This window comes from Phenylobacterium sp., assembly GCF_013822795.1.
Lineage (GTDB): Bacteria > Pseudomonadota > Alphaproteobacteria > Caulobacterales > Caulobacteraceae > Phenylobacterium.
Genome location: NZ_PNLB01000021.1, coordinates 13,814 through 38,005 on the forward strand (window position 1 = coordinate 13,814; position 24,192 = coordinate 38,005).

The 24,192-nt window shown below is 69.9% G+C and carries 30 protein-coding genes; 23 read left to right on the forward strand and 7 right to left on the reverse strand.

Features of this window, described 5'->3' with window-relative positions:
- The first annotated feature begins 70 nt into the window (after positions 1–70).
- From C0481_RS17600 to C0481_RS17620, 5 genes are all read left to right on the forward strand, one after another.
- Positions 71–1,036 (forward strand): zinc-binding alcohol dehydrogenase family protein, encoded by a 966-nt coding sequence (locus tag C0481_RS17600; protein WP_293406211.1) that lies wholly within the window; start codon positions 71–73, stop codon positions 1,034–1,036.
- A gap of 154 nt (positions 1,037–1,190) precedes the next feature.
- Positions 1,191–2,024 (forward strand): alpha/beta hydrolase, encoded by an 834-nt coding sequence (locus C0481_RS17605; protein WP_293406213.1) that lies wholly within the window; start codon positions 1,191–1,193, stop codon positions 2,022–2,024.
- 23 nt (positions 2,025–2,047) lie between these two features.
- Entirely contained in the window at positions 2,048–2,833 is a 786-nt protein-coding gene (locus tag C0481_RS17610; protein ID WP_293406215.1) for an SDR family NAD(P)-dependent oxidoreductase, read from the forward strand.
- Positions 2,830–3,417, forward strand: coding sequence for a histidine phosphatase family protein (locus C0481_RS17615; RefSeq protein ID WP_293406217.1), 588 nt, complete (start codon positions 2,830–2,832; stop codon positions 3,415–3,417). Before C0481_RS17610 ends, C0481_RS17615 begins: the two co-directional genes overlap by 4 nt.
- On the forward strand, positions 3,414–4,001 hold the full coding sequence (locus tag C0481_RS17620; protein ID WP_293406219.1) for a histidine phosphatase family protein: 588 nt from the start codon (positions 3,414–3,416) through the stop codon (positions 3,999–4,001). The genes C0481_RS17615 and C0481_RS17620 overlap by 4 nt, the downstream gene beginning before the upstream one ends.
- Here the strand turns inward: C0481_RS17620 and C0481_RS17625 are convergent.
- On the reverse strand, positions 3,955–4,176 hold the full coding sequence (locus tag C0481_RS17625; protein ID WP_293406221.1) for a hypothetical protein: 222 nt from the start codon (positions 4,174–4,176) through the stop codon (positions 3,955–3,957). The two genes, C0481_RS17620 and C0481_RS17625, sit on opposite strands and share 47 nt — an antisense overlap.
- 118 nt (positions 4,177–4,294) lie before the next feature.
- On the opposite strand from C0481_RS17625, the gene C0481_RS17630 reads away from it, so the two are divergent.
- Positions 4,295–5,038: a YebC/PmpR family DNA-binding transcriptional regulator gene (locus tag C0481_RS17630; protein ID WP_293406224.1), complete on the forward strand. Its 744-nt coding sequence runs from the start codon at positions 4,295–4,297 to the stop codon at positions 5,036–5,038.
- 26 nt (positions 5,039–5,064) lie between these two features.
- Here C0481_RS17630 and C0481_RS17635 read toward each other — a convergent pair whose 3' ends face one another.
- Entirely contained in the window at positions 5,065–5,247 is a 183-nt protein-coding gene (locus C0481_RS17635) for a hypothetical protein (protein WP_293406406.1), read from the reverse strand.
- A gap of 142 nt (positions 5,248–5,389) precedes the next feature.
- Here C0481_RS17635 and C0481_RS17640 point away from each other — a divergent pair, with 142 nt between their 5' ends.
- Together C0481_RS17640 and C0481_RS17645 are read left to right on the forward strand one after the other, a co-directional pair.
- Positions 5,390–6,073, forward strand: coding sequence for an MgtC/SapB family protein (locus C0481_RS17640; RefSeq protein ID WP_293406226.1), 684 nt, complete (start codon positions 5,390–5,392; stop codon positions 6,071–6,073).
- 82 nt (positions 6,074–6,155) lie between these two features.
- Positions 6,156–7,604, forward strand: a complete 1,449-nt coding sequence (locus tag C0481_RS17645) for an aminotransferase class V-fold PLP-dependent enzyme (protein WP_293406228.1) — start codon at positions 6,156–6,158, stop codon at positions 7,602–7,604.
- On the opposite strand, the gene C0481_RS17650 is transcribed toward C0481_RS17645, so the two are convergent.
- Positions 7,601–8,605, reverse strand: a complete 1,005-nt coding sequence (locus C0481_RS17650; RefSeq protein ID WP_293406230.1) for a L,D-transpeptidase — start codon at positions 8,603–8,605, stop codon at positions 7,601–7,603. The genes C0481_RS17645 and C0481_RS17650 overlap by 4 nt on opposite strands.
- Before the next feature lie 2 nt (positions 8,606–8,607).
- Positions 8,608–9,039 carry a PaaI family thioesterase gene (locus C0481_RS17655; protein ID WP_293406232.1) on the reverse strand — a complete coding sequence of 144 codons (432 nt, stop codon included), beginning with the start codon at positions 9,037–9,039 and terminating at the stop codon, positions 8,608–8,610.
- Positions 9,040–9,100: 61 nt separating this feature from the next.
- Here C0481_RS17655 and C0481_RS17660 point away from each other — a divergent pair, with 61 nt between their 5' ends.
- The 3 genes from C0481_RS17660 to C0481_RS17670 are packed head-to-tail and all read left to right on the forward strand — an operon-like array spanning position 9,101 to position 11,096.
- Positions 9,101–9,580: a ribonuclease H gene (locus C0481_RS17660; RefSeq protein ID WP_293406234.1), complete on the forward strand. Its 480-nt coding sequence runs from the start codon at positions 9,101–9,103 to the stop codon at positions 9,578–9,580.
- Positions 9,581–9,606: 26 nt separating this feature from the next.
- Positions 9,607–10,308 (forward strand): hypothetical protein, encoded by a 702-nt coding sequence (locus C0481_RS17665; protein ID WP_293406236.1) that lies wholly within the window; start codon positions 9,607–9,609, stop codon positions 10,306–10,308.
- Complete coding sequence (locus C0481_RS17670) at positions 10,305–11,096, forward strand: site-2 protease family protein (RefSeq protein ID WP_293406238.1); 792 nt, start codon at positions 10,305–10,307, stop codon at positions 11,094–11,096. The genes C0481_RS17665 and C0481_RS17670 overlap by 4 nt, the downstream gene beginning before the upstream one ends.
- On the opposite strand, the gene C0481_RS17675 is transcribed toward C0481_RS17670, so the two are convergent.
- Positions 11,093–11,293: a hypothetical protein gene (locus tag C0481_RS17675; RefSeq protein ID WP_293406240.1), complete on the reverse strand. Its 201-nt coding sequence runs from the start codon at positions 11,291–11,293 to the stop codon at positions 11,093–11,095. The genes C0481_RS17670 and C0481_RS17675 overlap by 4 nt on opposite strands.
- A gap of 153 nt (positions 11,294–11,446) precedes the next feature.
- Here C0481_RS17675 and ruvC point away from each other — a divergent pair, with 153 nt between their 5' ends.
- From ruvC to ruvB, 3 genes are read left to right on the forward strand one after another with little or no spacing between them, the layout of a single operon-like run.
- On the forward strand, positions 11,447–11,950 hold the full coding sequence (ruvC, locus tag C0481_RS17680) for a crossover junction endodeoxyribonuclease RuvC (protein WP_293406242.1): 504 nt from the start codon (positions 11,447–11,449) through the stop codon (positions 11,948–11,950).
- Positions 11,947–12,564: a Holliday junction branch migration protein RuvA gene (gene ruvA / locus C0481_RS17685; RefSeq protein ID WP_293406245.1), complete on the forward strand. Its 618-nt coding sequence runs from the start codon at positions 11,947–11,949 to the stop codon at positions 12,562–12,564. The genes ruvC and ruvA overlap by 4 nt, the downstream gene beginning before the upstream one ends.
- Positions 12,561–13,601 (forward strand): Holliday junction branch migration DNA helicase RuvB, encoded by a 1,041-nt coding sequence (gene ruvB, locus C0481_RS17690; protein WP_293406247.1) that lies wholly within the window; start codon positions 12,561–12,563, stop codon positions 13,599–13,601. The genes ruvA and ruvB overlap by 4 nt, the downstream gene beginning before the upstream one ends.
- A 5-nt stretch (positions 13,602–13,606) precedes the next feature.
- On the opposite strand, the gene C0481_RS17695 is transcribed toward ruvB, so the two are convergent.
- Positions 13,607–14,509, reverse strand: coding sequence for a LysR family transcriptional regulator (locus tag C0481_RS17695; RefSeq protein WP_293406249.1), 903 nt, complete (start codon positions 14,507–14,509; stop codon positions 13,607–13,609).
- A gap of 102 nt (positions 14,510–14,611) precedes the next feature.
- On the opposite strand from C0481_RS17695, the gene ilvD reads away from it, so the two are divergent.
- The 9 genes from ilvD (at position 14,612) to tilS (ending at position 23,286) form a co-directional block, all read left to right on the forward strand.
- On the forward strand, positions 14,612–16,459 hold the full coding sequence (gene ilvD / locus C0481_RS17700) for a dihydroxy-acid dehydratase (protein ID WP_293406251.1): 1,848 nt from the start codon (positions 14,612–14,614) through the stop codon (positions 16,457–16,459).
- Between the two features lie 55 nt (positions 16,460–16,514).
- Entirely contained in the window at positions 16,515–16,958 is a 444-nt protein-coding gene (gene ybgC / locus C0481_RS17705; RefSeq protein ID WP_293406253.1) for a tol-pal system-associated acyl-CoA thioesterase, read from the forward strand.
- 129 nt (positions 16,959–17,087) lie between these two features.
- The gene (gene tolQ / locus C0481_RS17710; RefSeq protein ID WP_293406255.1) at positions 17,088–17,789 is read left to right on the forward strand and encodes a protein TolQ; all 702 of its coding nucleotides are present in this window, start codon (positions 17,088–17,090) and stop codon (positions 17,787–17,789) included.
- 5 nt (positions 17,790–17,794) lie between these two features.
- A complete protein-coding gene (locus C0481_RS17715; protein ID WP_293406257.1) occupies positions 17,795–18,271 on the forward strand; it encodes a biopolymer transporter ExbD in 477 nt (158 codons plus the stop codon).
- A 7-nt stretch (positions 18,272–18,278) separates the two neighbouring features.
- Entirely contained in the window at positions 18,279–19,112 is an 834-nt protein-coding gene (locus tag C0481_RS17720; RefSeq protein WP_293406259.1) for an energy transducer TonB, read from the forward strand.
- On the forward strand, positions 19,103–20,425 hold the full coding sequence (gene tolB, locus C0481_RS17725) for a Tol-Pal system beta propeller repeat protein TolB (protein WP_293406399.1): 1,323 nt from the start codon (positions 19,103–19,105) through the stop codon (positions 20,423–20,425). Before C0481_RS17720 ends, tolB begins: the two co-directional genes overlap by 10 nt.
- Positions 20,426–20,555: 130 nt before the next feature.
- Positions 20,556–21,107, forward strand: a complete 552-nt coding sequence (gene pal / locus C0481_RS17730; RefSeq protein ID WP_293406261.1) for a peptidoglycan-associated lipoprotein Pal — start codon at positions 20,556–20,558, stop codon at positions 21,105–21,107.
- Positions 21,108–21,229: 122 nt separating this feature from the next.
- Positions 21,230–22,072 carry a tol-pal system protein YbgF gene (ybgF, locus tag C0481_RS17735; RefSeq protein ID WP_293406263.1) on the forward strand — a complete coding sequence of 281 codons (843 nt, stop codon included), beginning with the start codon at positions 21,230–21,232 and terminating at the stop codon, positions 22,070–22,072.
- Positions 22,069–23,286, forward strand: a complete 1,218-nt coding sequence (gene tilS / locus C0481_RS17740; protein ID WP_293406401.1) for a tRNA lysidine(34) synthetase TilS — start codon at positions 22,069–22,071, stop codon at positions 23,284–23,286. Before ybgF ends, tilS begins: the two co-directional genes overlap by 4 nt.
- On the opposite strand, the gene C0481_RS17745 is transcribed toward tilS, so the two are convergent.
- Positions 23,283–24,149, reverse strand: coding sequence for an alpha/beta hydrolase (locus tag C0481_RS17745; RefSeq protein WP_293406265.1), 867 nt, complete (start codon positions 24,147–24,149; stop codon positions 23,283–23,285). The two genes, tilS and C0481_RS17745, sit on opposite strands and share 4 nt — an antisense overlap.
- Between the last annotated feature and the right edge of the window lie 43 nt (positions 24,150–24,192).

Below are 24,192 nucleotides of genomic sequence, written 5' to 3' on the forward strand. Positions count from 1 at the left end.
TCCCTTGCGTCGCCCCCCTGGTCTTGGCTAGCGTCCTCAAACAATTGTTTAAGTCATTAGGAGGAACCACATGAAGGCTGCGGTTTATTACGAGACGGGCGGTCCGGAAGTCCTGAAATACGAGGAAATCCCGGATCCGCAGTGCCACCCCAAGGGCGTGATCATCAAGGTCGAAGCCATCGCCATCGAAGGCGGCGACGTCCTCAGCCGCTTCGGCGGCAGGCTGATGACCAACCCGCACGTGGTCGGCTACCAGGCCTCGGGCGAGATCATCGAGGTCGGCTCCGAAGTCACCCATTTGAAGGTCGGCCAAAAGGTCGCCACCCTGAACAGCTGGGGCAGCCACGCCGCCCTGCGCGCCGTTCCCGCTCGCAATTGCTGGGTCGTGCCGGACGGCTACGACATGCAGAAGGCCGCCGCCATTCCGGTCACCTTCGGCACCGCCCATGACTGCCTGTTCGAATTCGGCCGCATGCAGCCCGGCGAGACCGTCCTGATCCAGGCCGGCGCCTCGGGCGTGGGCGTCGCCGCCATCCAGCTCGCCAAGCGCGCCGGCGCAGGCCTGATCCTGGCCACCGCGTCGTCGGACGAGCGGCTGGAGCGCCTGAAGCCGCTCGGCCTCGATCACGGCATCAACTACGCCCGCGAGGACGTGGTGAAGGAGGTCATGCGCCTGACCGACAACAAGGGCGCGAACGTGATCGTCGACTCGGTCGGCGGCCCGACCCTGCAAGGCTCGATCAACGCCCTGGCCTATCGCGGCCGGGTCTCGATGGTCGGCGCCGCCGGCCGCGAACCGATGGTCGCCGATGTCGGCTCGATGATGGGCGGCAACCGCACCCTGTCGGGCGTGTTCCTGGGCGCCGAAATCGGCACCGATCGGGTCCACGACAACATCCAGCAGCTGATCGAAGACGCCGCCAAGGGCGAGCTGGAAGTGCTGATCGACAAGGTCTTTCCGTTGTCGGACGCCGCCGGCGCCCACGCTTACATCGAAAGCCGCGCCGCCGTCGGCCGCGTGGTGATGGTGCCGTAAGGCATCGCCAATTGCGCCCCCTCTGGGGGAGCTGTCAGCGAAGCTGACTGAGGGGGCTTTCGGCCCATCGGCCGCAGGCCCCCTCCGTCTTTCGTCGCTTCGCGCCGAACGCCACCTCCCCCAAGAGGGGAGGAACTGATTGGGAGAAGCCCGCATGCCCCGCGCGAAGAACGGTCAGGTCGAACTCGAGTACGAATCCTTCGGCGCCGCCGACGCGCCGGCCATCCTGCTGATCAACGGCCTCGGCTCGCAGATGACCCGCTGGCCGCACGTGTTCTGCGAGAAGCTCGCGGCGCACGGCTTCCGCGTCATCCGCTTCGACAACCGCGACGTCGGCAAGTCGACCTGGTTCCAGCCGGGCGACCGCTATTCGCTGTCCGACATGGCGGCGGACGCCATCGCGGTGCTCGACGCCGCGGGCGTCGCCAAGGCCCACATCGCCGGCGTCTCCATGGGCGGCATGATCTCCCAACTGGTCGCCATCGAGCATCCGGATCGGGTGCTGTCGCTGACCTCGATCATGTCCGCGACCGGCGCGGCCGGCACCATGGATCCGGCCCCCAGCGCCGGCGCAGTCCTCACCGCCCCCGCGCCCGACCCCAAGGTCGACTTCGAGGCCTTCGTCGCCCATGCCATGGAAAACGCCCGCATCATCGACAGCCCCGGCTATCCCTGGGACGACGCGGCCCTGCGCAAGCGGGTGATCGACGAGTACGAACGCGCCTATACGCCCACCGCCAGCCAGCGCCAGATGGGCGCCATCCGCGGCGACGGCGACCGCACCGAGCGGCTGTCGAAGCTGAGCGTCCCCACCGTCGTGCTGCACGGCGCCGACGACCCGCTGATCCAGGTCATCGGCGGCGAAGCCACGGCCAAGGCCATTCCGGGCGCCGAGTTGCGCATCGTCGAGGGCATGGGCCACAACGTGCCCCCCGGGCTCTACGACACCTTCATCGACGCCATCCTCGCCGCCGCCGCGCGCGCCTGATCTTCAAGTACAAGGAACACCCCATGGGACGTCTCTCCGGCAAGTCCGCCGTCATCACCGGCGCCGGCTCCGGCATCGGCCGCGCCGCCTCGCTGCTGTTCGCGGCCGAGGGCGCCAGCCTGGTCATCGCCGACAAGACCGACGGCGCGGTCGAGACCGCCCGCCTGGTGGCTGAGGCCGGCGGCAAGGCCCTCGCCCTGACCGGCGACGCCGGCGACGAAGCCTTCGTCGAGAGCCTGGTCGCCAAGGCCGTGGCCGAATACGGCGGCCTCGACGTGGCCTGGGCCAACGCCGGCATCTCGGGCGGCTGGACCGGCTTCGACGAGCAGGACGGCGCCTTCTGGGCCGAAATCCTGCGCGTCAACCTGATCGGGGCCTTCCTGCTGGTGAAGCACGCCTCGCGGGTGATGATCCCGACCGGCAAGGGCTCGATCATCTGCACCGCCTCGGTCGCGGGCATCCGCTCGGGCGCCGGCGGCTCGCCGTACTCGGCCTCCAAGGCCGGGGTGATCAACCTCGCCCAGACCTCGGCCAACGAGTTCTACGGCACCGGCGTGCGCGTCAACGCCATCTGCCCGGGCCTGATCGAGACCGGCATGACCCAGGCGATCTTCGACGGCGCCCGCGCCCGCGGCAACGAGGACAAGATCGGCCAGCTGAACCCGATGACCCGCGGCGGCGTGCCCATCGAGATCGCCAACGCCGCCCTGTTCCTGGCGTCGGACGAAAGCTCCTACGTCAACGGCCAGGCGATCGTCGTCGACGGCGGCCTGTCGTCCTCGCATCCGGTCGTGCGTCGCAAAAAATGATCTACCTGCTGCGTCACGGCCAGACCGACTACAACCGCGACGGCCGGCTGCAAGGCCAGACCGACTCCCAGCTGACCTCGCTGGGGATGGCCCAGGTCCAGGCCATGGCCAACGTGCTGGCCGACCAGATCGGCGACCTGGAGGGCTGGCGCATTCTCGCCAGCCCGCTGCGCCGCACCCGCCAGTCGGCCGCTATCGTCTCGCGCACGCTGCGCCTGCCGGTAGAGATCGATCCGGCCCTGATCGAGGTCGGCTGCGGCTCGTGGGAGAACCGCATGTACGCCGACCTGCGGGTCGAGCATCCGGAGACTTTCGCCAGTCGGGAGTGGGTGTTCGGCAGTCCGGACGGCGAACGGTTCGAGGACGTCGACGCCCGGGTCCGCCCCTGGCTCGCGAACCTGCCGCCCGAGCCCGAGCGCAAGGTCATCGCCGTCAGCCACGGCATTGCCGGGGTGCTGATGCGCGGCGCCTATCAGGGCCTCTCGCGCGAGGCGACGATGGAGCAGGACACGCCCCAGGACGCGCTCTTCCGCCTCTGGGGCGGCGAGGTCGAACGCCTGGCCTGCGAACCGATCGCGGCATGATCTACCTGGTCCGCCACGGGGAGACCGCGTTCAACGCCGAGCGCCGGATGCAGGGGCATCTCGACTCCCCGCTGACGGCGCTCGGCCGCGCGCAAGGCGCGGCTATCGGCCGATTGCTGCGAGACCTGATCGCGAAACCTGACGGTTGGCGGCTGATTTCCAGCCCGCTCGGCCGCGCCCAGGCGACCGCCGGCCTGATCGGCGAGGCGCTCGGCCTGCCGGTCGAGACCGACCGCCGGGTGATCGAAGTGTCGTTCGGCCAGTGGGACGGGCGGCTGCGCGACGAGCTGGCGGCCGAGCATCCCGACACCTTCGGGCTGGGCGGCTGGCAGTTCGCCGCCCCGGGCGGCGAGAGCTATGAGGGCGTCGAGGCCCGCGTCGGCGACTGGCTGGCCAGCCTGCCGCCGGAACCGGAGCGCAAGGTGATCGTCGTCAGCCACGGCGGCTCCGGCCGCGTGGTCCGCGGCGCCTATCTCGGCCTGTCACGCGCTGAGACCTGGGCGCAGGACGTGCCCCAGGACGCGGTGTTCCGGCTGGCTAGTGGAGCAGTCGAGAGAATTGATTGCGAAGCCGCGGCTCAATAGTCGTCCGGCGGCTCAGCATCACCAATCCGAGCGCCGCGACCGCGCCAAGCAGGAAGGCTCCTGCGACAGCGCCGGACAGCGTCGCCGCCCCGACCTGTATCGGCGGGCGGTCCATCCAGCGCACCAGGGATCCGGTGGGCTCTTCGTCAAGCACGTCGTCGAAGTAGTCGGTCATCGGCTAGGCTCCGGTGTCTGCGCAGGCCTAACCCCTGTGCGGCTAGCAGGTTCCGGCCCCGCTGGCGTTGAAACGCCTCTGAGGTTAGAAGCCGCCCACTGACCTTTCAGAGAGACACATGGCCGGACATTCCAAGTTCAAGAACATCATGCACCGCAAAGGCCGCGCAGACGCGGCGCGGTCCAAGCTGTTCTCCAAGCTGTCACGCGAAATCACTGTCGCCGCCAAGTCGGGCATGCCCGACCCGGCGATGAACCCCCGCCTGCGGCTCGCCGTGACCAACGCGCGCGCCGAGTCCATGCCCAAGGACAACATCGAGCGCGCCATCAAGAAGGGCGCAGGCGGCGACGGAGAGAACTACGAGGAAGTGCGCTACGAAGGCTTCGGCCCGGGCGGCGTCAACATCATCGTCGAAGGCCTGACCGACAACCGCAACCGCGCCGCCTCGAACATCCGCACGATCTTCTCGAAGAACGGCGGCAACCTCGGCGCCTCAGGTTCGGTGACCTTCCAGTTCGACCGCCTCGGCGAGCTGACCTACCCGGCCAGCGTCGGCTCGGAAGACAAGGTCATGGAAGCGGCCATCGAGGCCGGGGCCCAGGACGTCGAATCCGACGAAGAAAGCCATATCGTCTACACCGCCTTCGAGGACTTCGCTGAAGTCGCCGCGGCGCTGGAAGGCGTGCTGGGCGAAGCCAAGACCAGCAAGATCGTCTGGCGGCCGAAGACCTACGTCAATGTCGACGCCGAGGCGGTCCCGACCTTGCTCAAGCTGATCGACGCCCTGGACGACGACGACGACGTCCAGAACGTCTACGGCGACTACGACATCTCCGACGAGGACATGGAGAAGTTCGGCTAAGCCGAACCCCTCCGCCGCGGACAGCGCTAGTTGTCCGCGGCCTTGCTCACCACCACGCCGACCCCGGCGCCGACCGCCGCGCCCACCGGCCCGCCGACGATCAGTCCGGCGGCCGCGCCGGTGGCGGCCCGCTGCTCGACATTGTGCCCGCACGCGGCGAGCCCCAGCGCCATGCCGGCGACGGTAAGAACCAAGACGATCCTGCGCACGATTTCTCCAATCCCCCGTCGCGTGGCGCCCAACGGCGCCGCCTGCCGCGACTATTGCCCTTCGATAACAGGATGTTGTCTGATTTGCGGCGCCGCCTGCACCCCCTGCGAAGCTTAACCGCAGTTCGCGCGTTGTGAGCTCATGGATTGGGTGATCGAATATCTCGCCCCCCTCGCGGGGGCCATCCTCACCGGTGGACTGATCGGTTTCGAACGCGAGTATCGCGGCCGCCCGGCAGGTGTGCGCACCCACATCCTGCTATGCCTGGCCTCGGCCCTGCTGATGCTGGCGGCCGTGCACCAGGTCCGCTGGATGTTCGACACCCCGCACGACGTCATCCGCATCGACCCGGTACGCATGGCGCATGGCATCCTGACCGGCATCGGGTTCCTCTGCGGCGGGGTGATCTTCAAGGAAGGGTTCTCGGTCCGCGGCCTGACCAGCGCCGCCTCGCTGTGGACCACCGCCGCGCTCGGCGTGCTCTTCGGCATCAGCTTCTTCAGCCTGGCTATCGGCGGCGCCGTGGCCACCCTGCTGGTGCTGGTGGGCTTTCGCCTGCTCGAGGTCCGTCTGCCGCAATACCACCACGTCGACCTGACCGTGCGCTATGGTTCGGAGTTCGCGACCGAGGGCGAGCTGGTCTCCCTGCTCGGCCGTCACGGCCTAAAGCCCGACGTGATCACCCATCGCCTGGTGAGCGGCCAGGGCTTTGAGTTCGCCGCCACCTTCCGGCGGCGCGGCTCCATCCCAAGCCAGGCTATCGCCACCGCGTTGCACGCCGATCCGCGCGTCGTGGCTTTCGAGCTGGCCCCCCGTCACGAATAGCTGCGCCCCGCGGGTTTCACCCGATGGCCGAAACTTCGGCGACAAGCTGCGCATTGTCTTCCAGAGAGTTGTGGAGGGCTGCATGCGACAGGCCGGCGACGCGCCGAAACTGAACCGACGTCATCTGCTGGCGCTCGGTCTCGTAGCCGCCCCGGTCGCGGGCGCCGCCAGCGAGGCCGCCGCCGCCTGGCCCCGGCGCAAGCCCAAGACCCCGCCGCCGCCGCCGCCCCCCGCGGCGACCACCGCCCCCGCGCCCGAGGCGCCGTCGGCCGAGTTCGACGACGAGCCGCCGCTGCCGCAAGCCGCCCCGGCACCCGCGCCGGGCACGCTCCCGCCGCCGGACTGGGGCCGGCTGCGCGCGCAATGGGATCTGGACTGGAGCGAGGTCGATCTCGCAGCGATGCTGTTCGCCGCCAATCCGCGGCCGGTGCGCGAGGCTATCACCCGCCACCGCATGGCGCTCGACCGCAACCCGATCACCTACCTGGAGCACAACAACAAGCGCGGCCAGAACCTCTCGCGCGCCGCCGCCGGCGCCTATTTCGGCGTGCCGACGGACCATGTCGCGCTCTGCGAGAGCACCACCGCCGGGATCGGCCTGCTCTATGGCGGCCTGACCCTGCGCTACGGCCAGGAGGTGCTGACCAGCGTCCACGACTACTACGTCACCCACGAGTCGCTGCGCCTGTCGGCCCAGCGCAACGGCTTCACGGTCCGCAAGATCACCCTGCACGACGGGGCCGAAACCGCCTCGACCATCGACATCGTCTCGCGCATCACCCGCGCGATCACCCCGGCCACACGGGTGCTGGCCCTGACCTGGGTGCACTCATCGACCGGGCTGAAGCTGCCGATCCGCGCCATCGCCGACGCCCTGAGGCCGATCAACGCCGGTCGCCAGCCAGCCGACCAGATCATCTTCTGCGTCGACGGCGTGCACGGCTTCGGGGTCGAGAACACCACCCTGCCGGAGCTCGGCTGCGACGTGCTGGTCGCCAGCTGCCACAAGTGGCTGTTCGGACCGCGCGGCACCGGCGTGGTGTTCTTCTCGCCCCAGGCCCTGCAAAGGCTCTCGCCGGTGATCCCCAGCTTCCTGGCGTCGAACGCCTATTCGGCCTGGATCGGCGGCTACGATCCGGGGCCGACCACCGCCGCGCGCATGACCCCTGGGGGCTTCAAGGCCTTTGAGCACGTCTGGGCGTTGGCCGACGCCTTTCAGTTCCATCAATCGGTCGGCAAGGAGCACGTGGCCCGGCGCACCCACGACCTGGCCGGCCAGCTGAAGAGCGGCCTGGCGGCGATGCCGCACGTGCGGGTGCGCACCCCGATCAGTCCCACGATGTCGGCCGGGATCGTCAGCTTCGATGTCGCCGGCATGTCGGCCCGCGGAGTCGTCTCGCGGCTGCGACAATGGCGGATCATTGGGTCGGCCGCGCCCTATGGCGTCTCCCACGCGCGGCTGACGCCCAGCATCCGCAATACGCCCGACGACATCGCCTTCGCCCTCAAGGCGATCGCCGCCCTGGGCTAGGGCGTAACCTGGTCGCCCTTCACAGCGCTCAGCACGGTCAGACGCGCGCCGCTGTTGTCGGCCCCGACCGGAGAGGCCGTGACCAGCACCGTGGTCCCCACGGTCATCACCTGCGCCACCTGATCGAGAAATGCCTTGGGCGCGCGGATCTTCTCGAAGGTCGCCGCATCGATCGGCTGGCCCGCCTCATCGTCATGGCCCGGCGCCCCGACCCGTAGCCACACCGCTTTGCCATCCGCGCCCTTGGCCAGGGTCGCGACGTGGGTGGAGACCGCGTCCTTGTCGATCTCGGCGTGCGAGCGGCCGATCTCCACGCCGTTGCGCAGCACCACCGCGCGCTGATCGGCCTTTGAGATGATGATCGAGACCGGTCCGCTGGGCGAAGCCTCCGGCGTCCAGCGATAGGCCTCGCCGCCGCTCAACGGGACATGCGCCTCGGCCACGCCGCCCGCGGCGAACGGCGCCAACACTCCGGCCTCGCGGGCGGTCACCGGCTCGCCGTGGCGGCCGGCGATCACCACCGTCCCGCCCATCTGCGTCACCCCGAACAGCAGCTTGGAGAATTCGTAGGGCAGGTGGATGCAGCCATGGCTCTCCGGATACCCGGGCAGCCCCCCGGCGTGCAGCGCCACCCCGTCCCAGGTCAGCCGCTCCTGATAGGGCATCGGGGCGTTATTGTAGGTGCTGGAGTGGTGGTTTTTGTCCTTCTGCAGGATCGTGAACACCCCGGTCGGGGTCTCGTGTCCTTCCTTGCCGGACGAGATGGTGCTGACCCCGATGCGCAGGCCGTTGCGGTAGACGGTGGCCAGTTGCCGGTCGAGATCGACATAGACGATGATCGGACCGACCGGCGCGACCTGCGGCGCCCACACCCATTGGCCGGGCTTCAGGCTCTCGGCCTGCCGCGCCAGTTCCACCGCCGAACTGACCTTCGAACCTTGGGCCAGCGCCGGACCGGCCAGGGCGGCGCAGGCCAACGCCGCGACGACGCACAAACGCATGGCTAGGTCCGCGGGTAGAGGATGATCTGGGTGCAGCGGAAAGCCGCCATCAGCTTGCCCGAGGCCGCGTCCTCGACCTTGGCGTCCCACACCTGGGTAGTGCGCCCGCCGTGCAGCAGGCTGGCGGTGCAGATCGCCTCGCCGTCGCGCAGGGTGCCGACGAAATTGGCCTTCACCTCGGCGGTGGTGAAGCCGTTGGCGCCCTCCGGCCAGGCGGTCGATACCCCATAGGCGCAAAGGATGTCGGCCACCGACAGCACCGCCCCGGCCAGCAGGTAGCCGGTGTGGGCGACCAGGTCCTGGCGCACCTTCAACCGCCCGACGACCTTGCCGTCGGCGACCTCGGTGATGACCAGGCCCAGATGCCCCGGCAGCTTGCCTTCGTTGGCTTGGTTTAGTTTCTCGACGCTGGTGTGATTGGTGGTGGCGGGCATGAGACACTCTCTTTTGGCGAGCGATCATGCATGCGTTTGCGCAAACTGCTAGATCGCCGCGATGAGCACCGCCATCTGGATCCAGACCAGCTATCACGACGCCTTCAAGTGCGGCGGCTGGGCCTATGTCCGCAGCCATGACAAGGCCGCGTCCGGCCAGGCCGGCGGCGAGCGCTACACCAGCCCCGAGCGCATGGCTCTGGCCGCGCTGCTGGCGGCGCTGAAGGACCTGCCGAAGGGCGCGGTTTCCATCCAGATCGACAACGCCGCGGTCGCACGCACCGCCGCGCTGATCGCCGCCGGCCGACCGCCGGAGGGCGATAAGGCCCCGACCGAGAACCTCGACCTCTGGGCCGCGCTGACCGCCGCCCTGGCCGGCCGCCAGCCCGCGTTCGCCATCGCCGCGGCCAGCAAGGCCAGCCCTACCGGCTTCGCCGCCGCCTGGGCCGAACTCGCCCGTGACAAGGCCAACGCCCAGGGCGCCTTCGTCTCGGCCATTCCCAGGCCCAATCTCGCCAAGGTCGCGGGCCTGCCCCTATAGTCGCGCTCCACATTCGCGAGCCGCCCGTGAGCCTGCCGCACATCATCGACTTGCTGGCCCCGCTGCGTCCGGCGGCCGGTCCCTTCATCGTCGGCGTCACCGGGTCGGTGGCGGCCGGCAAGAGCACCTTCGCTCAAGCGCTGGCCGCCCAGCTCGCGTCCGACGGCGCGCGCATCGAGATCGCCTGCACCGACGGCTTCCTGCACCCCAACGCCGTGCTCGAAGCCCGCGGCCTGCTCGGCGCCAAGGGCGCACCCGACACCTACGACCATGCCGCCCTGCGCGCGGCGCTGAGCGCAATCCGCAGCGGTCCGGCGCAGTTCCCGGCCTATTCCCACATCGTCTACGACATCGATCCGGCCCTGACGCGGACCCTCGCGCCGCCCGACGTGCTGATCATCGAGGGGCTGACCCTGCGCCATCCCGACACCGGGCCGGCCGGCCTGCTCGACGCCCTGATCTATCTGGACGCCGCCGAAGCCGATCTCGAGCGCTGGTACGTCGCCCGCTTCCTCAAGCTCTGGGAGGCGGCCGAGCACGACGCCACCTCGTTCTACGCCCGCTTCCGGCATATGACCCGCGAGCAGACCGACGGACTGGCGCGCATGGTCTGGCGCGACGTGAACCTCAAGAACCTGCACGACCACATCATCCACGCCCGCGCCCGCGCCGACCTCGTGGTCGCCAAGGCGCCCGACCATTCCATTGCTTCGGTGAGCCGTCCTTGACCCAGGACCAGACGTTCGAACCACGCCCCGGCGTCAGCCCCAACGCCCTGATCCTGCTGGCCGCCTGGCTGGCCTCCGGCGCCTTCCTGGTCTACGCGCCGAGTGAGCTGGCCGCGCGGCTGGCGACTTTCGCCTTCGTGATCCTCGGCTGGATCCTGGCGGTCATGGCCCACGAGTTCGGCCACGCCTTCATCGCCCACAAGGCCGGCGACCACACCATCCGGGCCAAGGGCTATCTGTCGCTCGACCCGCTCAAGTACGTCGATGTCGGCGTTTCGATCGTCATCCCGATCCTGGCCGTGGTGCTCGGCGGCATCGGCTTTCCCGGCGGCGCGGTCTATCTGCGCGAGGACCTGATGCGTAATCGCTGGTGGCGGGCGCTGGCCTCGCTGGCCGGCCCGCTCGGCACACTGCTGGTGATGATCGTACTGGTGGCCGCGATCTGGGCGGTGGCGCTCTCGCCGCTGGCCACGCCCGGCACGCGGATGCTCTGCGACGCCCTGGCCTTCCTGGCCTTCCTGCAGGCGACCGCCTTCGTGCTCAATCTGCTGCCGATCCCCGGCCTCGACGGCTACGGCGTGATCCGCCCGTTCCTGCCGGACTCAATCCGCCAGGGCCTGCGCAAGTTCGAAGGCCTGGCCATGGTCGGGCTGTTCCTGCTGATCTTCCTGGTACCCGGCGCCTCGGCGATCATCTTCGCGCCCGCCCTGATGCTCACCGACGTCGCCGGCCTGCCCCGCGAATTGATCCAGGCCGGTTGGGACGCCTTCCGCTTCTGGCGCTCCTAAGCCGCTCGGTCCCCCGCCCCGGCCGTGATCGGCCCGGCGAAGGTGCTCAGGTGGCGTTTGCCTTGCCAAAGCTCAGCCCCGAAGGCGTGGCGGTTATGGGCCGCCTTTTCGAGCGCCTCCTCATCAGAGGCGCAGTCCCACTCCTCGACGTCAGCGAACTTGCCGGCGGAGTTCAGCACAAAGAGTCGATAGTCCATCGCGCGTCCTTCCATGCACGCGGAATCGAACCCCCTGGGCCAAGTTGGGGTTCCTTCAACTCTCGGCGCCTCCGGCGCCTCCCTCAACGTTTGCTTAACCCTGGCGACGTCCTGTATCCCTCGTTGGAACAGATGACGAACGCGCCGATTCCCATGCCCGCTCCCTTGCGTATCCTTGGCCTTGATCCCGGCCTGCGCCGCACCGGCTGGGGCGTGATCACGGTCGACGGCGCGCGCCTAGCTCATGTCGCCCATGGGGTGATCGCCCCCAAGGAATCGCTGCCGTTCTCCGAGCGGCTGCTGGTGCTGTTCGAAGCGATCAGCGAGGTCGTCGACGCCCATGCCCCGCACGAGGCTGCGGTCGAGGAGACCTTCATGAACAACAACGCCGCCTCGGCCCTGAAGCTCGGCCACGCCCGCGCCATGGCGATGATCGTGCCGGCCCGCGCCGGCCTGCCGGTCGCCGAGTACGCCGCCACCGTGGTCAAGAAATCCGTTGTCGGCACCGGCGCGGCCGAAAAGGATCAGGTCGGCTTCATGATCGCCCGCCTGCTGCCGACCGCCGGTAAGACCACCGCCGACGCCGCCGACGCCCTGGCCGTGGCCATCGCCCACGCCCACCATCGCAAGCTTCGCCGCATCGGAGCCGCCGCATGATCGGGCGCCTGCGCGGACTGGTCGCCGAGGTCGGCGAGGAAGAGGCCCTGATCGACGTGGCCGGGGTCGGCTATGTCGTGCGCTGCGGCTCGCGCACGCTCGGCCACCTGCCGGCGCTCGGCGAGGAGACCGTGCTGCACGTCGAGAGCATCTGGTCGGAATCCAACGGCATGAAGCTCTACGGCTTCCTCGGCCGCGACGAACGCCGCGCCTTCGTGACCATGCTGGCCATCCAGGGCGTTGGCCCCAAGGCCGCCCTGGCCGTGCTCGACGTGCTGGCGCCGCCGGACCTCGTCGCCGCCGTCGCTCGCGACGACAAGGCCGCGCTTGGCCGCGCCAACGGGGTCGGGCCCAAGCTCGCGGTACGGCTGATCACCGAGCTCAAGGGCAAGCAGCTCACCGAGGGCCCGGTCGCCGCCTTCCACGCCCAGATCCACGCCCCGGCCGCGCCGCCGCCGCCCAGCGCGGTGGGCGAGGCGGTCGCCGCCCTGCTCGGCCTCGGCGTCGCCGAAGTCAACGCCCGCCGCGTCGTCGAACAGGCCGCCCTGCGCCTGGGCGAAGACGCCGACATCCCCGCCCTGATCAAGGCCGGCCTTCAGGAGCTGGGCCGGTGACCCGCATCGTCTCGCCCGACGCCCAGCCGTTCGAGGGCGGCGTCGTTCACGACAAGGCCCTGCGTCCCCAGACCCTGGCCGAGTTCGTCGGTCAGGAGCAGGCCAAGGGCAACCTCAAGGTCTTCATCGAGGCCGCCAAGGCCCGCGAGGAGGCCCTTGACCACGTGCTGCTGTTCGGGCCTCCGGGCCTGGGCAAGACCACGCTCGCCCAGATCGTCGCCCGCGAGCTGGGCGTGAATTTCCGCGCCACCTCCGGCCCAGTGCTGGCCAAGGCCGGCGATCTCGCCGCGATCCTGACCAACCTCGAACCGCGCGACGTCCTGTTCATCGACGAGATCCATCGGCTGCCGACCAATGTCGAGGAGATCCTCTACCCGGCCATGGAGGACCACGTCCTTGACCTGGTGATCGGCGACGGGCCGTCGGCGCGTTCGATCCGCATCGACCTGGCGCCCTTCACCCTGGTCGCCGCCACCACCCGCGCCGGCCTGCTGGCGACGCCGCTGCGCGACAGGTTCGGGATCCCGCTGCGGCTGGAGTTCTATACTCACGCCGAGCTCTCCAAGGTGCTGGCGGGCGCCGCCGCCAAGATGAGCCTCTCACTCGCCCCCGATGGAGCCGGCGAGATCGCCGCCCGTTCGCGCGGCACGCCTCGCGTCGCCGGCCGGCTGCTGCGCCGGGTCCGCGATTTCGCCGCCGCCGACGGGGTCGAAGTGATCGACGGCAAGGCCGCTGCGCGGGCGCTGGCCCGGCTCGACGTCGACCAGGCCGGGCTCGACGCCCTCGACCGCCGCTACCTCCAGGCGATGATCGACAACTACGGGGGCGGTCCGGTCGGGGTCGAGACCATCGCCTACGCCATCGCCGAGGCCCGCGATGCGGTCGAAGACGTCATCGAGCCGTTCCTGATGCAGCAGGGCTTTATCCAGCGCACGCCGCGCGGCCGCATCGCCTGCGCCAAGGCCTATGCCCACCTCGGCCTGACGCCGCCGCCGCAACCGCCCGGCGCCGGCCAGCCGACCCTGTTCGACGAGTAGGCGGCTCACGCCAACGGCTGCAGCGCCACGTCCAGGAACCGGCGCAGCGTCGGGGTGGCGTCGTCGGCGCGCCAGACCAGGCCGCTCTCCAAATACGGGCCGTCCCCCGGCAAGCCCAGATAGCACACCCCCGTCCGCGCCAGGTGGCGCAGCGAGGCGGGGACCAGCGCCACCCCGATCCCGGCTGAGACCAAGCTGATGATGGTCTGCATCTGGATCGCCTCCTGCACGATCCGCGCGCCGCCGGTCAGCGACTTCAGCGTCTCGATCGCCAGGTCGTAGAAGGCCGGCGCCACGCGCCGCGGGAAGATCACGCCCGGCGCCCCGACCAGGGCGCCCGGCGCCAGCCGCCCGTCCGCATGCGCCAGCCTTCCCTCGTCGACCCAGCTCTGCGGCGCCGCCGCCACCAGCGGTTCGAGCAGCAGCCGGCGATAGCTGAGCCGGTCCGGCAGTCCGCCCGGCGGCGGGATGACGATCCCGGCGTGGCCGTGGCCTTCCAGCAGCGCAGCGATCTGCAAGTCGCTGGTCGCTTCGCTGAGCGCGATCTCGACCTCGGGATGCAGGGCCGAATAACGCCGCACCAGGGTCGGCAGGATGCTGTAGTCGGCGGTGCTGACGAACGACAGCTCCAGCCGTCCGGTCTGCCCGTCGCGCAGTTGACGGGCGATCTCCGGCAGTCCCTCCAGCTCCTCCAGCGCCGTCTTCACGTGCGCCAGCCATTGCTCGCCAAACGGGGTCAGCGCCACTTGCCGCTTGGTGCGCACGAACAGCGGCGCGCCGAGCTCGCGCTCCAGCGCGAGGATCGACTGGCTGAGCGGCGGCTGGGTCATGCCGAGCTGCTCCGCCGCGCGGCCGAAGTGCAGCGTCTCGGCCACCGCCCGGAAGTGCCGAAGCTGGCGCGTGTCCATCTGTAATATCTCGAACGACCTAATAGGCGCTGCTTAATATATTTCACCAACGAGACGCGATTGGCTACGGGTGAGGGCGCAATCTCCGTCAGGACCGATCCGATGCCGACCTATCGTTCACGCACGACCACCCACGGCCGCAACATGGCCGGCGCCCGCGGCCTCTGGCGCGCCACCGGCATGAAGGACTCAGACTTCGGCAAGCCGATCATCGCGGTGGTCAACTCGTTCACCCAGTTCGTGCCGGGCCACGTGCACCTGAAGGACCTCGGCCAGCTGGTCGCGCGCGAGATCGAGCGCGCCGGCGGCGTGGCCAAGGAATTCAACACCATCGCGGTCGACGACGGCATCGCCATGGGCCACGACGGCATGCTCTACAGCCTGCCCTCGCGCGAGCTGATCGCCGACAGCGTCGAGTACATGGTCAACGCCCACTGCGCCGACGCCATGGTCTGCATCTCGAACTGCGACAAGATCACCCCCGGCATGCTGATGGCCTCGCTGCGCATCAACATCCCGACGGTGTTCGTGTCCGGCGGTCCGATGGAAGCCGGCAAGGTGATCCTGAAGGGCAAGGAAGTCGCCCTCGACCTAGTCGACGCCATGGTCGCCGCGGCCGACGACAAGATCTCGGACGAGGAAGTCGCCGCCATCGAGCGCTCGGCCTGCCCGACCTGCGGCTCGTGCTCGGGGATGTTCACCGCCAACTCGATGAACTGCCTGACCGAGGCGCTCGGTCTGTCGCTGCCCGGCAACGGCTCGGTGCTGGCCACCCACGCCGACCGCGAGCGCCTGTTCCTCGAAGCCGGCCACCTGATCGTCGACATCACCCGCCGCTACTACGAGCAGGACGACGCCTCGGTGCTGCCGCGCTCGGTCGCCTCGTTCAAGGCGTTCGAGAACGCCATGAGCCTGGACATCGCCATGGGCGGCTCGACCAACACCGTGCTGCACCTGCTGGCCGCCGCCCACGAGGCCGGCGTCGATTTCACAATGACCGACATCGACCGCCTGTCGCGCAAGGTGCCCTGCCTCTCCAAGGTCGCGCCGGCCAAGGCCGACGTGCACATGGAGGACGTCCACCGCGCCGGCGGCATCATGGCCATCCTCGGCCAGCTCGAACGCGCCGGCCTGCTGCACACCGACCTGCCCACGGTCCACTCCAAGTCGATGGGCGAGGCGCTCGAGCGCTGGGACATCAGCCGCACCAACAGCGAGGCGGTGCAGACCTTCTTCCGCGCCGCGCCCGGCGGCGTGCCGACCCAGACGGCGTTCAGCCAGGACCGCCGCTGGAAGGAACTCGACCTCGACCGCCAGGGCGGCGTCATCCGCGAAGCCAAGCACGCCTTCTCGCAGGACGGCGGCCTGGCCGTGCTGTCGGGCAATCTCGCCGAGGACGGCTGCATCGTGAAGACCGCCGGGGTCGACGAGGAGATCCTGAAGTTCACCGGCACGGCCCGCGTCTTCGAGAGCCAGGACGAGTCGGTCAGCGCCATCCTGACCGGCAAGATCGTCGCCGGCGACGTCGTGGTGATCCGCTACGAAGGCCCCAAGGGCGGCCCGGGCATGCAGGAGATGCTCTACCCGACCAGCTACCTGAAATCGAAGGGCCTGGGCAAAGCCTGCGCCCTGATCACCGACGGCCGCTTCTCCGGCGGCACCTCAGGTCTGTCGATCGGCCACGTCTCGCCCGAAGCGGCCGAGGGCGGGCTCATCGGCCTGGTCGAGGACGGCGACCGCATCGTCATCGACATTCCCGGCCGGACCATCCAGCTCGACGTCTCGGACGCCGTGCTGGCGCAGCGCCGCGCGGCTATGCAGGCCAAGGGCGCTGCGGCCTGGAAGCCCGCCGAGCGCAAGCGCGTCGTCTCTCCGGCCCTGCGCGCCTATGCCGCCATGACCACCAACGCCGCCCGCGGCGCGGTCCGCGACGTCAGCCAGGTCGAGTAGCCTATTCCGGCGCGGCGCTGTTCAAGACAGCGCCGCGTCCCTAAACCTAAGGACTATGCAGACCCCGATCCCCACCGCCGGCGTCATCGACGGCCGCGAGCATGTCCTGCCCGTCCGCGTGTACTACGAGGACACCGACTTCACCGGGGTGGTCTATCACGCCAACTACGTCCGCTATTTCGAGCGCGGCCGGTCCGACTTCCTGCGCGTGGCGGGCGTTCATCACGCCGAATTGCTCGACCGTGACGATCCGGCCGCCTTCGCCATCGTGCGTATGGAACTGGACTTCAAGCGCGCAGCACGGATCGACGACGCCCTGGCCGTGCGCACCACCTACGACTCCGCCCGCGGCCCGCGGCTCTTCATCAGCCAAAGGATCACCCGCGGCGAGGAGCTGATCTGCGCCGCCCAGGTCGAGGCCGCCTGCATCGACCTGGCCGGCCGCCCTCGCAAACCGCCCGCCGGCATGCTCGAAACCCTGCGCCCGCTCTTCGCGTAAGGTTTTCGTAAAACCGCCTTCACCATTTCGGCGTTAGAGGTCGGTTAACCAGAAGGCATGGCCTTAAGTTCGCCACCGCGGGCGGCTTGAAGTCGTGCGCCTGCCATTCTTACGGAGCCCTACGAGCGCATGGACCCCGCTGCGATCACCGCCGACAGCTTCAGCTTCATCAATCTGTTCATTCGCGCCGATTGGGTCGTGAAGGCGGTCATGGTCGGATTGATCCTGGCCTCGCTGTGGTCCTGGACAGTGATCATCGACAAGTCCGTCCGCCTGACCAAACTCAACAAGCAGGCCAGCGACTTCGAGGACCAGGTCTCGTCGGGCCGCTCGCTCGAAGACATCGCCGCCGAACACGGCGAGCGCCCGACCCAGGCGCTGCCGCGCATGCTGCAGGGCGCGCTGAAGGAGTGGCGCGACGCCCGTTCCCGCGGCCTAGTTTCCGAGAGCCAGACCGCCTTCCTGATCCAGCGTATCGATCGCGCCCTCGACACCACCATCGCCCGCGAAAGCGCGCGCGTTGAGAACGGCCTTGGCTCGCTGGCCATCGTCGCCACCGCCTCGCCGTTCGTCGGCCTGTTCGGCACCGTCTGGGGGATCATGAAGGCCTTCCAGGCGATCGCCGTCGAGAAGTCGACCAACCTGGCCGTCGTCGCCCCCTCGATCGCCGAGGCGCTGTTCGCCACCGCCATCGGCCTGATCGCCGCGATCCCGGCCTACATCGCCTACAACAAGTTCTCGACCGACGCAGGCAAGTACGCCGGCCGGCTCGAAGGCTTCGCCGACGACCTCTCCACCGCCATCCAGCGCCGCCTGGCCGAGCGGGGCTAAGGGTCATGGCGCTTTCCTCCCACGACGCCTTCTCCGCCCCCGGCGGTTCGCGCCGCCGTCGCGGCCGCCGCTCGCGCGGGGCGCTGTCCGAGATCAACGTCACCCCGCTGGTCGACGTGATGCTCGTGCTGCTGATCATCTTCATGGTCTCCGCCCCGCTGCTGACCAGCGGCGTCGAGGTCGAGCTGCCGAAGACCGAGGCCGGCGCCATGGAGGACCCCAAGGAGCCGCTGACCGTCTCCATCCGCCAGGACGGCACGGTGTTCATCCAGGAAGACGCGGTGCCATTCTCCAGCCTGGCCCCGCGCCTGCGGGCCATGGCGGGCGACGACCAGGCCAAGCCGATCTACGTGCGCGCCGACGGGCGCGCCTCCTACCAAATCGTCGCCCAGGTGATGGCCGCGCTGTCGACCTCCGGCTTCACCAGCATCAACCTCATCACTGACACCGGCGGACCGTCTTCGGGCGGCGAGCCGCGCTGAGGCGCCGATGGCCCGGGAACGGTCCGAATTCTCCGGCGCGATGCTCGCATCGACCCTGCTGCACGCAGGGGTGATTGCGGCCGCCCTGATCTCCTGGCCGTGGGCCCGGCAGCTGCCGCTCGGCTCGGCGGTGCCGATCAATATCGTCGCCAATGCGCCGGTGACCGATCTCGCCCCCGCCGAGCAGGGGCCAGAAGAGCTGCCCGCCCAGACCGAGGAGCCTATCCCCGAGGCCCCCGCCCCGCCGGCCGCGCCCGCGCCGACGCCCAAGCCGGTCCCGACGCCGCCCAAACCCGCGCCGACGCCGGCCCCGGCGCCTAAACCGACCCCCGCGCCGACGCCAAAGCCTGCGCCGGCCCCGACGCCCAAGCCGGCCCCGGCCAAGCCCGCCGCGCCCGCCAAACCGGCGCCCAAGGCCGAGAAGGGCCTCGACCTCGACGCCCTGGCCGCCAGCCTACCGGGCGCCCAGCGCTCGTCCGCCGCCAAGGGCCCCGCCCGCCAGGCCACTGCGCCCGAGGCGCGCCCCGACCTCGGATCGGGCCAGGCGGCCGCGGCGATCGCCGGCATGAGCGACGAGATCCAGAAGCGCTGGAACCCCAACTGCAACGTCGAGGGCGGCCGCAACGTACGGCTGAAGGTGTCGCTGACCCTCGGCGGCGGCGGCCAGGTCGGCCAGGTCAGTGCGAACGGCGCTGAAAACTCCCCCGACCCGGTGGTCAGGGCTGCGGCCGAACGGGCGATCCGAGCGGTCTATGCAGCCGCGCCGTTCACCCGGCTGCCCCGCTCGCTCTACGGTCAGCGCTTCGACCTGAACTTCAAGACCAGTGAGGCCTGTTCGTGAACAAGGAGAACCGCCCTATGCGCCTGAGGACCCTGGCCCTGGCGCTCGTCGCCGCGCTCCTTTCATCGGCGGCGATCACCGCGCCGGCCCGCGCCCAGATCGAGGTCGACATCAACCGCGGCGACGTCAAGCCGCTGCCCGTCGCCATCCCGGCCTTCGGCGGCCAGCAGGGCGCCGAGATCGCCCAGGTCATCACTGGCAACCTGGAGCGCTCGGGCCTATTCGCGCCGATCCCACCGGCCGCGCACATCGAGAAGACCCTCGACGTCAACGTCCAGCCGCGCTTCCCCGACTGGAAGGTGCTCAATGCCCAGGCGCTGGTAAACGGCCAGGTCACGGTCGAGGGCGGCCGCCTGACCGTCAACTTCCGCCTCTGGGACGTCTATTCCGAACAGCAGTTGCTGGGCCTGCAGTTCACCTCGACGCCCGACAACTGGCGGCGCGTGGCGCACAAGATTTCCGACGCGGTCTATGAGCGGCTGACCGGCGAGAAGGGCTACTTCGACACCCGCGTGGTGTTCGTGTCCGAGAGCGGCGATCGCCTGAACCGCCGCAAGCAGCTGGCGATCATGGACCAGGACGGTGCCAACCCATCGTACCTGACCGACGGCTCCTACATCGTCATGACCCCGCGCTTCTCCTCGACCAGCCAGGAGATCACCTATATGGCCCTGCGGCCGGAGGGCTCGTCGATCTACCTGTTCAACCTTGAGAGCGGCCGTCGCGAGACGCTCGGCAACTTCCCAGGCATGGTCTTCGCTCCGCGCTTCTCGCCCGACGGCAGCCGTGTGGCCTTCTCGGTCGAGCGGGCCGGCAACACCGACATCTACGTGATGGATCTGCGCAGCCGCGCGAGCAACCGCCTGACGTCCGACCCGTCGATCGAGACCTCGCCGTCGTTCTCGCCGGACGGCGCGCGCATCGCCTACAACTCCGACCGCGGCGGCAGCGCCCAGCTCTACGTCATGGACGCCAACGGCGGCGGCGCGCGCCGCATCTCCTTCGGATCTGGACGCTACACCACCCCGGTCTGGAGCCCGACCGGCGAGTACATCGCCTTCACCAAGCAGGAGGGTGGCCAGTTCCACATCGGCATCATGAAGCCCGATGGCTCCGAGGAACGCATCCTGACCAGCAGCTATCTGGACGAGGGCCCGACCTGGGCCCCCAACGGCCGGGTGCTAATGTTCAGCCGCGAAACGCCCGGCGGCGCTCCGCGGCTGTGGACCGTCGACGTCACCGGCCGGATCGAGCGCGCCGCGCCCTATCCGGGCTCCGGATCCGACCCGGCCTGGTCGCCGCTGCTGAATTAACCAGTCTTTTCAGGTGCAATTTTCCCCTCAGACGGTCTTTTGAAATGTCCGGCCACGGCAAAGCCGGGTAGAACAAGGAACTGGCTGTGGGGACCGCCGTCGTCGTAACTTATTAATTGGAGAAGCAAACGTGCAACGCTTCAGTATCAAGCACGCCCTTCGACTGGGCCTGGTCGCAGCCGCCGCCCTTTCGGTCACGGCCTGCGCCTCTCGCCCGAAGCCGGCCCCCGCGCCGGAACCGACGCCCGCGCCGGCCCCTGCGCCCGCCCCGGAACCGGCCCCCGCGCCGCCGCCGCTCACCTCGTCGGTGATCCCGGGTTCGATGCAGGACTTCACGGTCAACGTCGGCGACCGCGTCTATTTCGATCTCGACAGCTACAGCGTCCGCGCCGACGCCGGCCCGCTGCTCGATGCGCAAGCCGCCTGGCTGGTGCGTTATCCGAACGTCCAGATCCGCATCGAAGGCAACGCCGACGAACGCGGCACCCGTGAGTACAACCTCGCCCTCGGTTCGCGCCGCGCCAATTCGGTGCGCGAGTACCTGGTCCAGCGCGGCGTGCAGCCGTCGCGGATCTCGACGGTGTCCTACGGCAAGGAAAGGCCGATCGATGGCGGCGCCAACGATGAAGCCTACCAGCGCAACCGGAACGCCCACACGGCGATCACCTCCGGAGCTCAGTAAGCGACGTTGCTGAAGTATTGCGGGAGGGGGCCTTCAGGTCCCCTCTTTGCATTTGCGCTCTACTTTACGTTCCCGACCGAACAGCCCCATTTTGGCCGCTCGTTCCTGCAGATGATGCCGATATGAAGCTTGCCCGCCTCGCCCTGCCGCTCGCCCTCGCCCTGATCGCCTCGACTGCGGTGGCCCAGGTGCCGATGGACCCGCTCGACGCTCGCGACGCGCGACGCCTGGACCGCATGGAACAGGTGATGCGTGAACTGCGCGCCATCGTCTTCCAGGGCCGCGACTCCGGCAAGCCGGTCGTCGTGCAGCCGGCCGAGACCGACTACCAGCTCCAGGAGGTCAGCCGCCGGCTGGCCGACATGGAACAGACCATGACCCGGATGACCGGCGACCTGGAAAACGCCAATCGCCAGGCCGAGCTCGCCAAGCGCGAGGCCGACGCACTACGCGGCGAGAACCGATCGCTGTCCGACCGCATCGCCAACCTTGAAAGCGGGGCCCTGGCCGCGACCGGAACTGGGCCAGCCGCTGACGGCGGCCTGGCCGGCGGCCCCGCCCCGGCCACGGCCGGCCTGTCGGCCAACGAAGCTTTCAGCCAGTCGCGCCAGGCGATGCTGGCTGGTGACTACGCCGTCGCCGAGGCCGGCTTCCGCGACTACCTCTCGGCCTATAGCGACAACGCCAAGGCGCCGGAGGCCCGCTACTGGCTGGGCAAGACCCTGACCGCCCGCGGCGCCCACGCCGACGCCGCCGGATCCTACATCGCCGCCATCCGCGGCTGGCCCGCCACCACCTGGGCGCCCGATGCGGTGCTGGAGCTCTCGCGCTCGCTGATCGCGCTCAAGAAGCCGGCCGACGCCTGCCAGACCCTGGCCGAACTGGCCAAACGCTATCCGAAAGCCTCGACCACCGTGCAGACCCGCGCGGCCCAGGCTCGCACCCAGGCCAAGTGCTCGGCCTGAGCCTGAGCGACGGCGTCCGCGCCGTCCTCGACCGCCGGCTCGCCGCCGGCTCGGGCGCGCCGATCGCCGTCGCGCTTTCCGGTGGAGGCGATTCCCGCGCGCTGGCGCTGCTCGCCGCCGACTGGGCCCAGGCCCACGGCCGGCAGCTGGCGATTCTGACCGTCGACCACGGGCTCAGCCCCGACAGTGCAGCGTGGAGCGGCGCTTGCGCGGCGCTCGCCCTGCGGCTGGGCGCTGCTTTTCACCCCCTGGCCTGGACCGGCGAGAAGCCTGCCCACGGCCTGCCCGCCGCCGCCCGCGCCGCCCGCCACCGACTGCTGGCCGACGCCGCCCGGCGGATTGGCGCTCGCGTCGTCCTGCTCGGTCATACCGCCAGCGACCTGGCCGAGGCCGCCGCCATGCGCGCGGCGGGCTCGACCACCCCCTCGCCGCGCGAATGGGCCCCCTCGCCCGCCTGGCCGGAAGGGCGTGGGGTGTTCCTGCTGCGACCGATGCTGACCGCCAGCCGCGCGCAAATCCGCGACTGGTTGGCCGCCCAGGGCGAGACCTGGATCGACGATCCGGCCAATGACGATCTGCGCTTCGCCCGCGCCCGGGCTCGCCTCGCCGGCCCCGACGCGGCCGAGCCGCTGGCGCCGCTGGGGCCGGAGCTGGCCGCTCTGGCCGCCGCCGCCCAGGTCGACGCCGCCGGCGTCGTGGCGTTGCCGCGCGCCGGCCTGCCGCCGCGCTTGGTCGCTGCGGCCGCCCTCTGCGCGGCCGGAACCAACCGCCCGCCACGCGCCGACCGGCTGGCGCGGGTCATGGAACATCTGGCGCTCGACGAGCCGTTCATCGCCACCCTGTCGGGCGCACGGATCCAGGCCAAGGCCGGGCGCGCCCTGTTCATGCGCGAGCCGGGCGAACTGCTGCGCACCGGCCTCGCCGACCAGATGATGGCCCCTGGAGAGCAGGTGGTGTGGGACGGCCGCTTCGAGATCGCCGCCGAGCGGGTGGCCGTAATCGCCCCGCTGGCCGGCCACGCCGCCCAGCTGCCGCGCGACCAGCGCGCGGCCCTGCGGGAGATCCCCGCCCGCGCCCGGGCCGCCCTCCCGGTGGTGCTCGACGGCGACGAGGCCTCCTGTCCGTTGCTCGCGCAGACGCCAGGCCTCGCCATTCGCAACCTGGTGCACGAGCGGTTGCTCGCCGCCAGCGGCGCGGTGGAACGCGAGCCCTAGCGCGCAGCGCTCCGCAGCACGTGCTCGATGCCCTTGAGGATCGGGTCGGCGAAGGCCTTGCCGAGCAGATTGGCGTGGTTGGCGCCCTTCACATGCTCGACATAGCCGTGCTCGGACAGCTCGGCCGGTGCGACCTGCAGCGCCTTCAGCCGGGTCGCCGCATCGCCGGCCGTCACCACCGCCACCGGCAGCTCCGGGGCGAAGCGGCCCGCCTCGCGGCCCTGGCCGGAGGTTCGCGGCCAGTTCAGCACCTCTTCGGCCGCCCAACGGGCGTGGCTGGCCGAGCCGTAGACCCGACGCTTTTCCTTTCGCGCCTCGCCCTCCAGCCCGATCAGGTCGCCGATCACCAGCGACACCGGCCGCATGAAGCCCGCGTCCGACCAGGCGCCGACCAGCTTCATCGCGCCGCGATAGGCGTGGATCCCCAGGGCCGTGCGGCGCTCGTCAAGCATCTCCGGCGTCACCGCGTCGACCAGCACCACGCCCAGCACCCGCTCGCGGTTGCGCGGCACGAACACCCGCGCCATCAGCCCGGCCATCGAGTGGCCGGTGTAGACGATCGGCCCATTCTCCCCCAGCCGCGCCAGCAGCGCCTCCAGGTCGGCGGCGATCGCCCGACCGTCGCGCGGCTCGGGGCTCGGATCCGAATAGCCCAGGCCCGCCCGGTCATAGGCCAGACTGCGTAGGCCACGGGCGGCGAGACGCTCCTGCACCACCGCCCAGTCGGCGGCGCAGCCGAACGAGCCGCACTCCAGGACGATCAGGGGACGCTCGCTCTGCGGTCCGGTCGAGGTGGCCCGGATCCGCCGCCCGCCGATGTCCACCATCTGGCCTCGGGAGGGGTGAAAACGCTGGGCCGTCATCTGCATATCTTGAGCATCACCCCAATCTAGTCGAGGTTGCCGG

Bases quoted from the DNA above. Each gene is read 5' to 3' on its own strand.
- C0481_RS17645 (WP_293406228.1), top strand. From the start codon at position 6,156: ATGCGACAGGCCGGCGACGCGCCGAAACTGAACCGACGTCATCTGCTG.
- C0481_RS17610 (WP_293406215.1), top strand. From the start codon at position 2,048: ATGGGACGTCTCTCCGGCAAGTCCGCCGTCATCACCGGCGCCGGCTCC.
- ilvD (WP_293406251.1), top strand. From the start codon at position 14,612: ATGCCGACCTATCGTTCACGCACGACCACCCACGGCCGCAACATGGCC.
- C0481_RS17620 (WP_293406219.1), top strand. From the start codon at position 3,414: ATGATCTACCTGGTCCGCCACGGGGAGACCGCGTTCAACGCCGAGCGC.
- C0481_RS17695 (WP_293406249.1), bottom strand. From the start codon at position 14,509: ATGGACACGCGCCAGCTTCGGCACTTCCGGGCGGTGGCCGAGACGCTG.
- ruvC (WP_293406242.1), top strand. From the start codon at position 11,447: ATGCCCGCTCCCTTGCGTATCCTTGGCCTTGATCCCGGCCTGCGCCGC.
- C0481_RS17715 (WP_293406257.1), top strand. From the start codon at position 17,795: ATGGCGCTTTCCTCCCACGACGCCTTCTCCGCCCCCGGCGGTTCGCGC.
- C0481_RS17640 (WP_293406226.1), top strand. From the start codon at position 5,390: ATGGATTGGGTGATCGAATATCTCGCCCCCCTCGCGGGGGCCATCCTC.
- C0481_RS17650 (WP_293406230.1), bottom strand. From the start codon at position 8,605: ATGCGTTTGTGCGTCGTCGCGGCGTTGGCCTGCGCCGCCCTGGCCGGT.
- C0481_RS17655 (WP_293406232.1), bottom strand. From the start codon at position 9,039: ATGCCCGCCACCACCAATCACACCAGCGTCGAGAAACTAAACCAAGCC.
- ybgC (WP_293406253.1), top strand. From the start codon at position 16,515: ATGCAGACCCCGATCCCCACCGCCGGCGTCATCGACGGCCGCGAGCAT.
- C0481_RS17675 (WP_293406240.1), bottom strand. From the start codon at position 11,293: ATGGACTATCGACTCTTTGTGCTGAACTCCGCCGGCAAGTTCGCTGAC.
- C0481_RS17745 (WP_293406265.1), bottom strand. From the start codon at position 24,149: ATGACGGCCCAGCGTTTTCACCCCTCCCGAGGCCAGATGGTGGACATC.
- ybgF (WP_293406263.1), top strand. From the start codon at position 21,230: ATGAAGCTTGCCCGCCTCGCCCTGCCGCTCGCCCTCGCCCTGATCGCC.
- C0481_RS17660 (WP_293406234.1), top strand. From the start codon at position 9,101: ATGAGCACCGCCATCTGGATCCAGACCAGCTATCACGACGCCTTCAAG.
- C0481_RS17605 (WP_293406213.1), top strand. From the start codon at position 1,191: ATGCCCCGCGCGAAGAACGGTCAGGTCGAACTCGAGTACGAATCCTTC.
- C0481_RS17600 (WP_293406211.1), top strand. From the start codon at position 71: ATGAAGGCTGCGGTTTATTACGAGACGGGCGGTCCGGAAGTCCTGAAA.
- C0481_RS17720 (WP_293406259.1), top strand. From the start codon at position 18,279: ATGGCCCGGGAACGGTCCGAATTCTCCGGCGCGATGCTCGCATCGACC.
- ruvA (WP_293406245.1), top strand. From the start codon at position 11,947: ATGATCGGGCGCCTGCGCGGACTGGTCGCCGAGGTCGGCGAGGAAGAG.
- tolQ (WP_293406255.1), top strand. From the start codon at position 17,088: ATGGACCCCGCTGCGATCACCGCCGACAGCTTCAGCTTCATCAATCTG.
- C0481_RS17615 (WP_293406217.1), top strand. From the start codon at position 2,830: ATGATCTACCTGCTGCGTCACGGCCAGACCGACTACAACCGCGACGGC.
- C0481_RS17625 (WP_293406221.1), bottom strand. From the start codon at position 4,176: ATGACCGACTACTTCGACGACGTGCTTGACGAAGAGCCCACCGGATCC.
- C0481_RS17630 (WP_293406224.1), top strand. From the start codon at position 4,295: ATGGCCGGACATTCCAAGTTCAAGAACATCATGCACCGCAAAGGCCGC.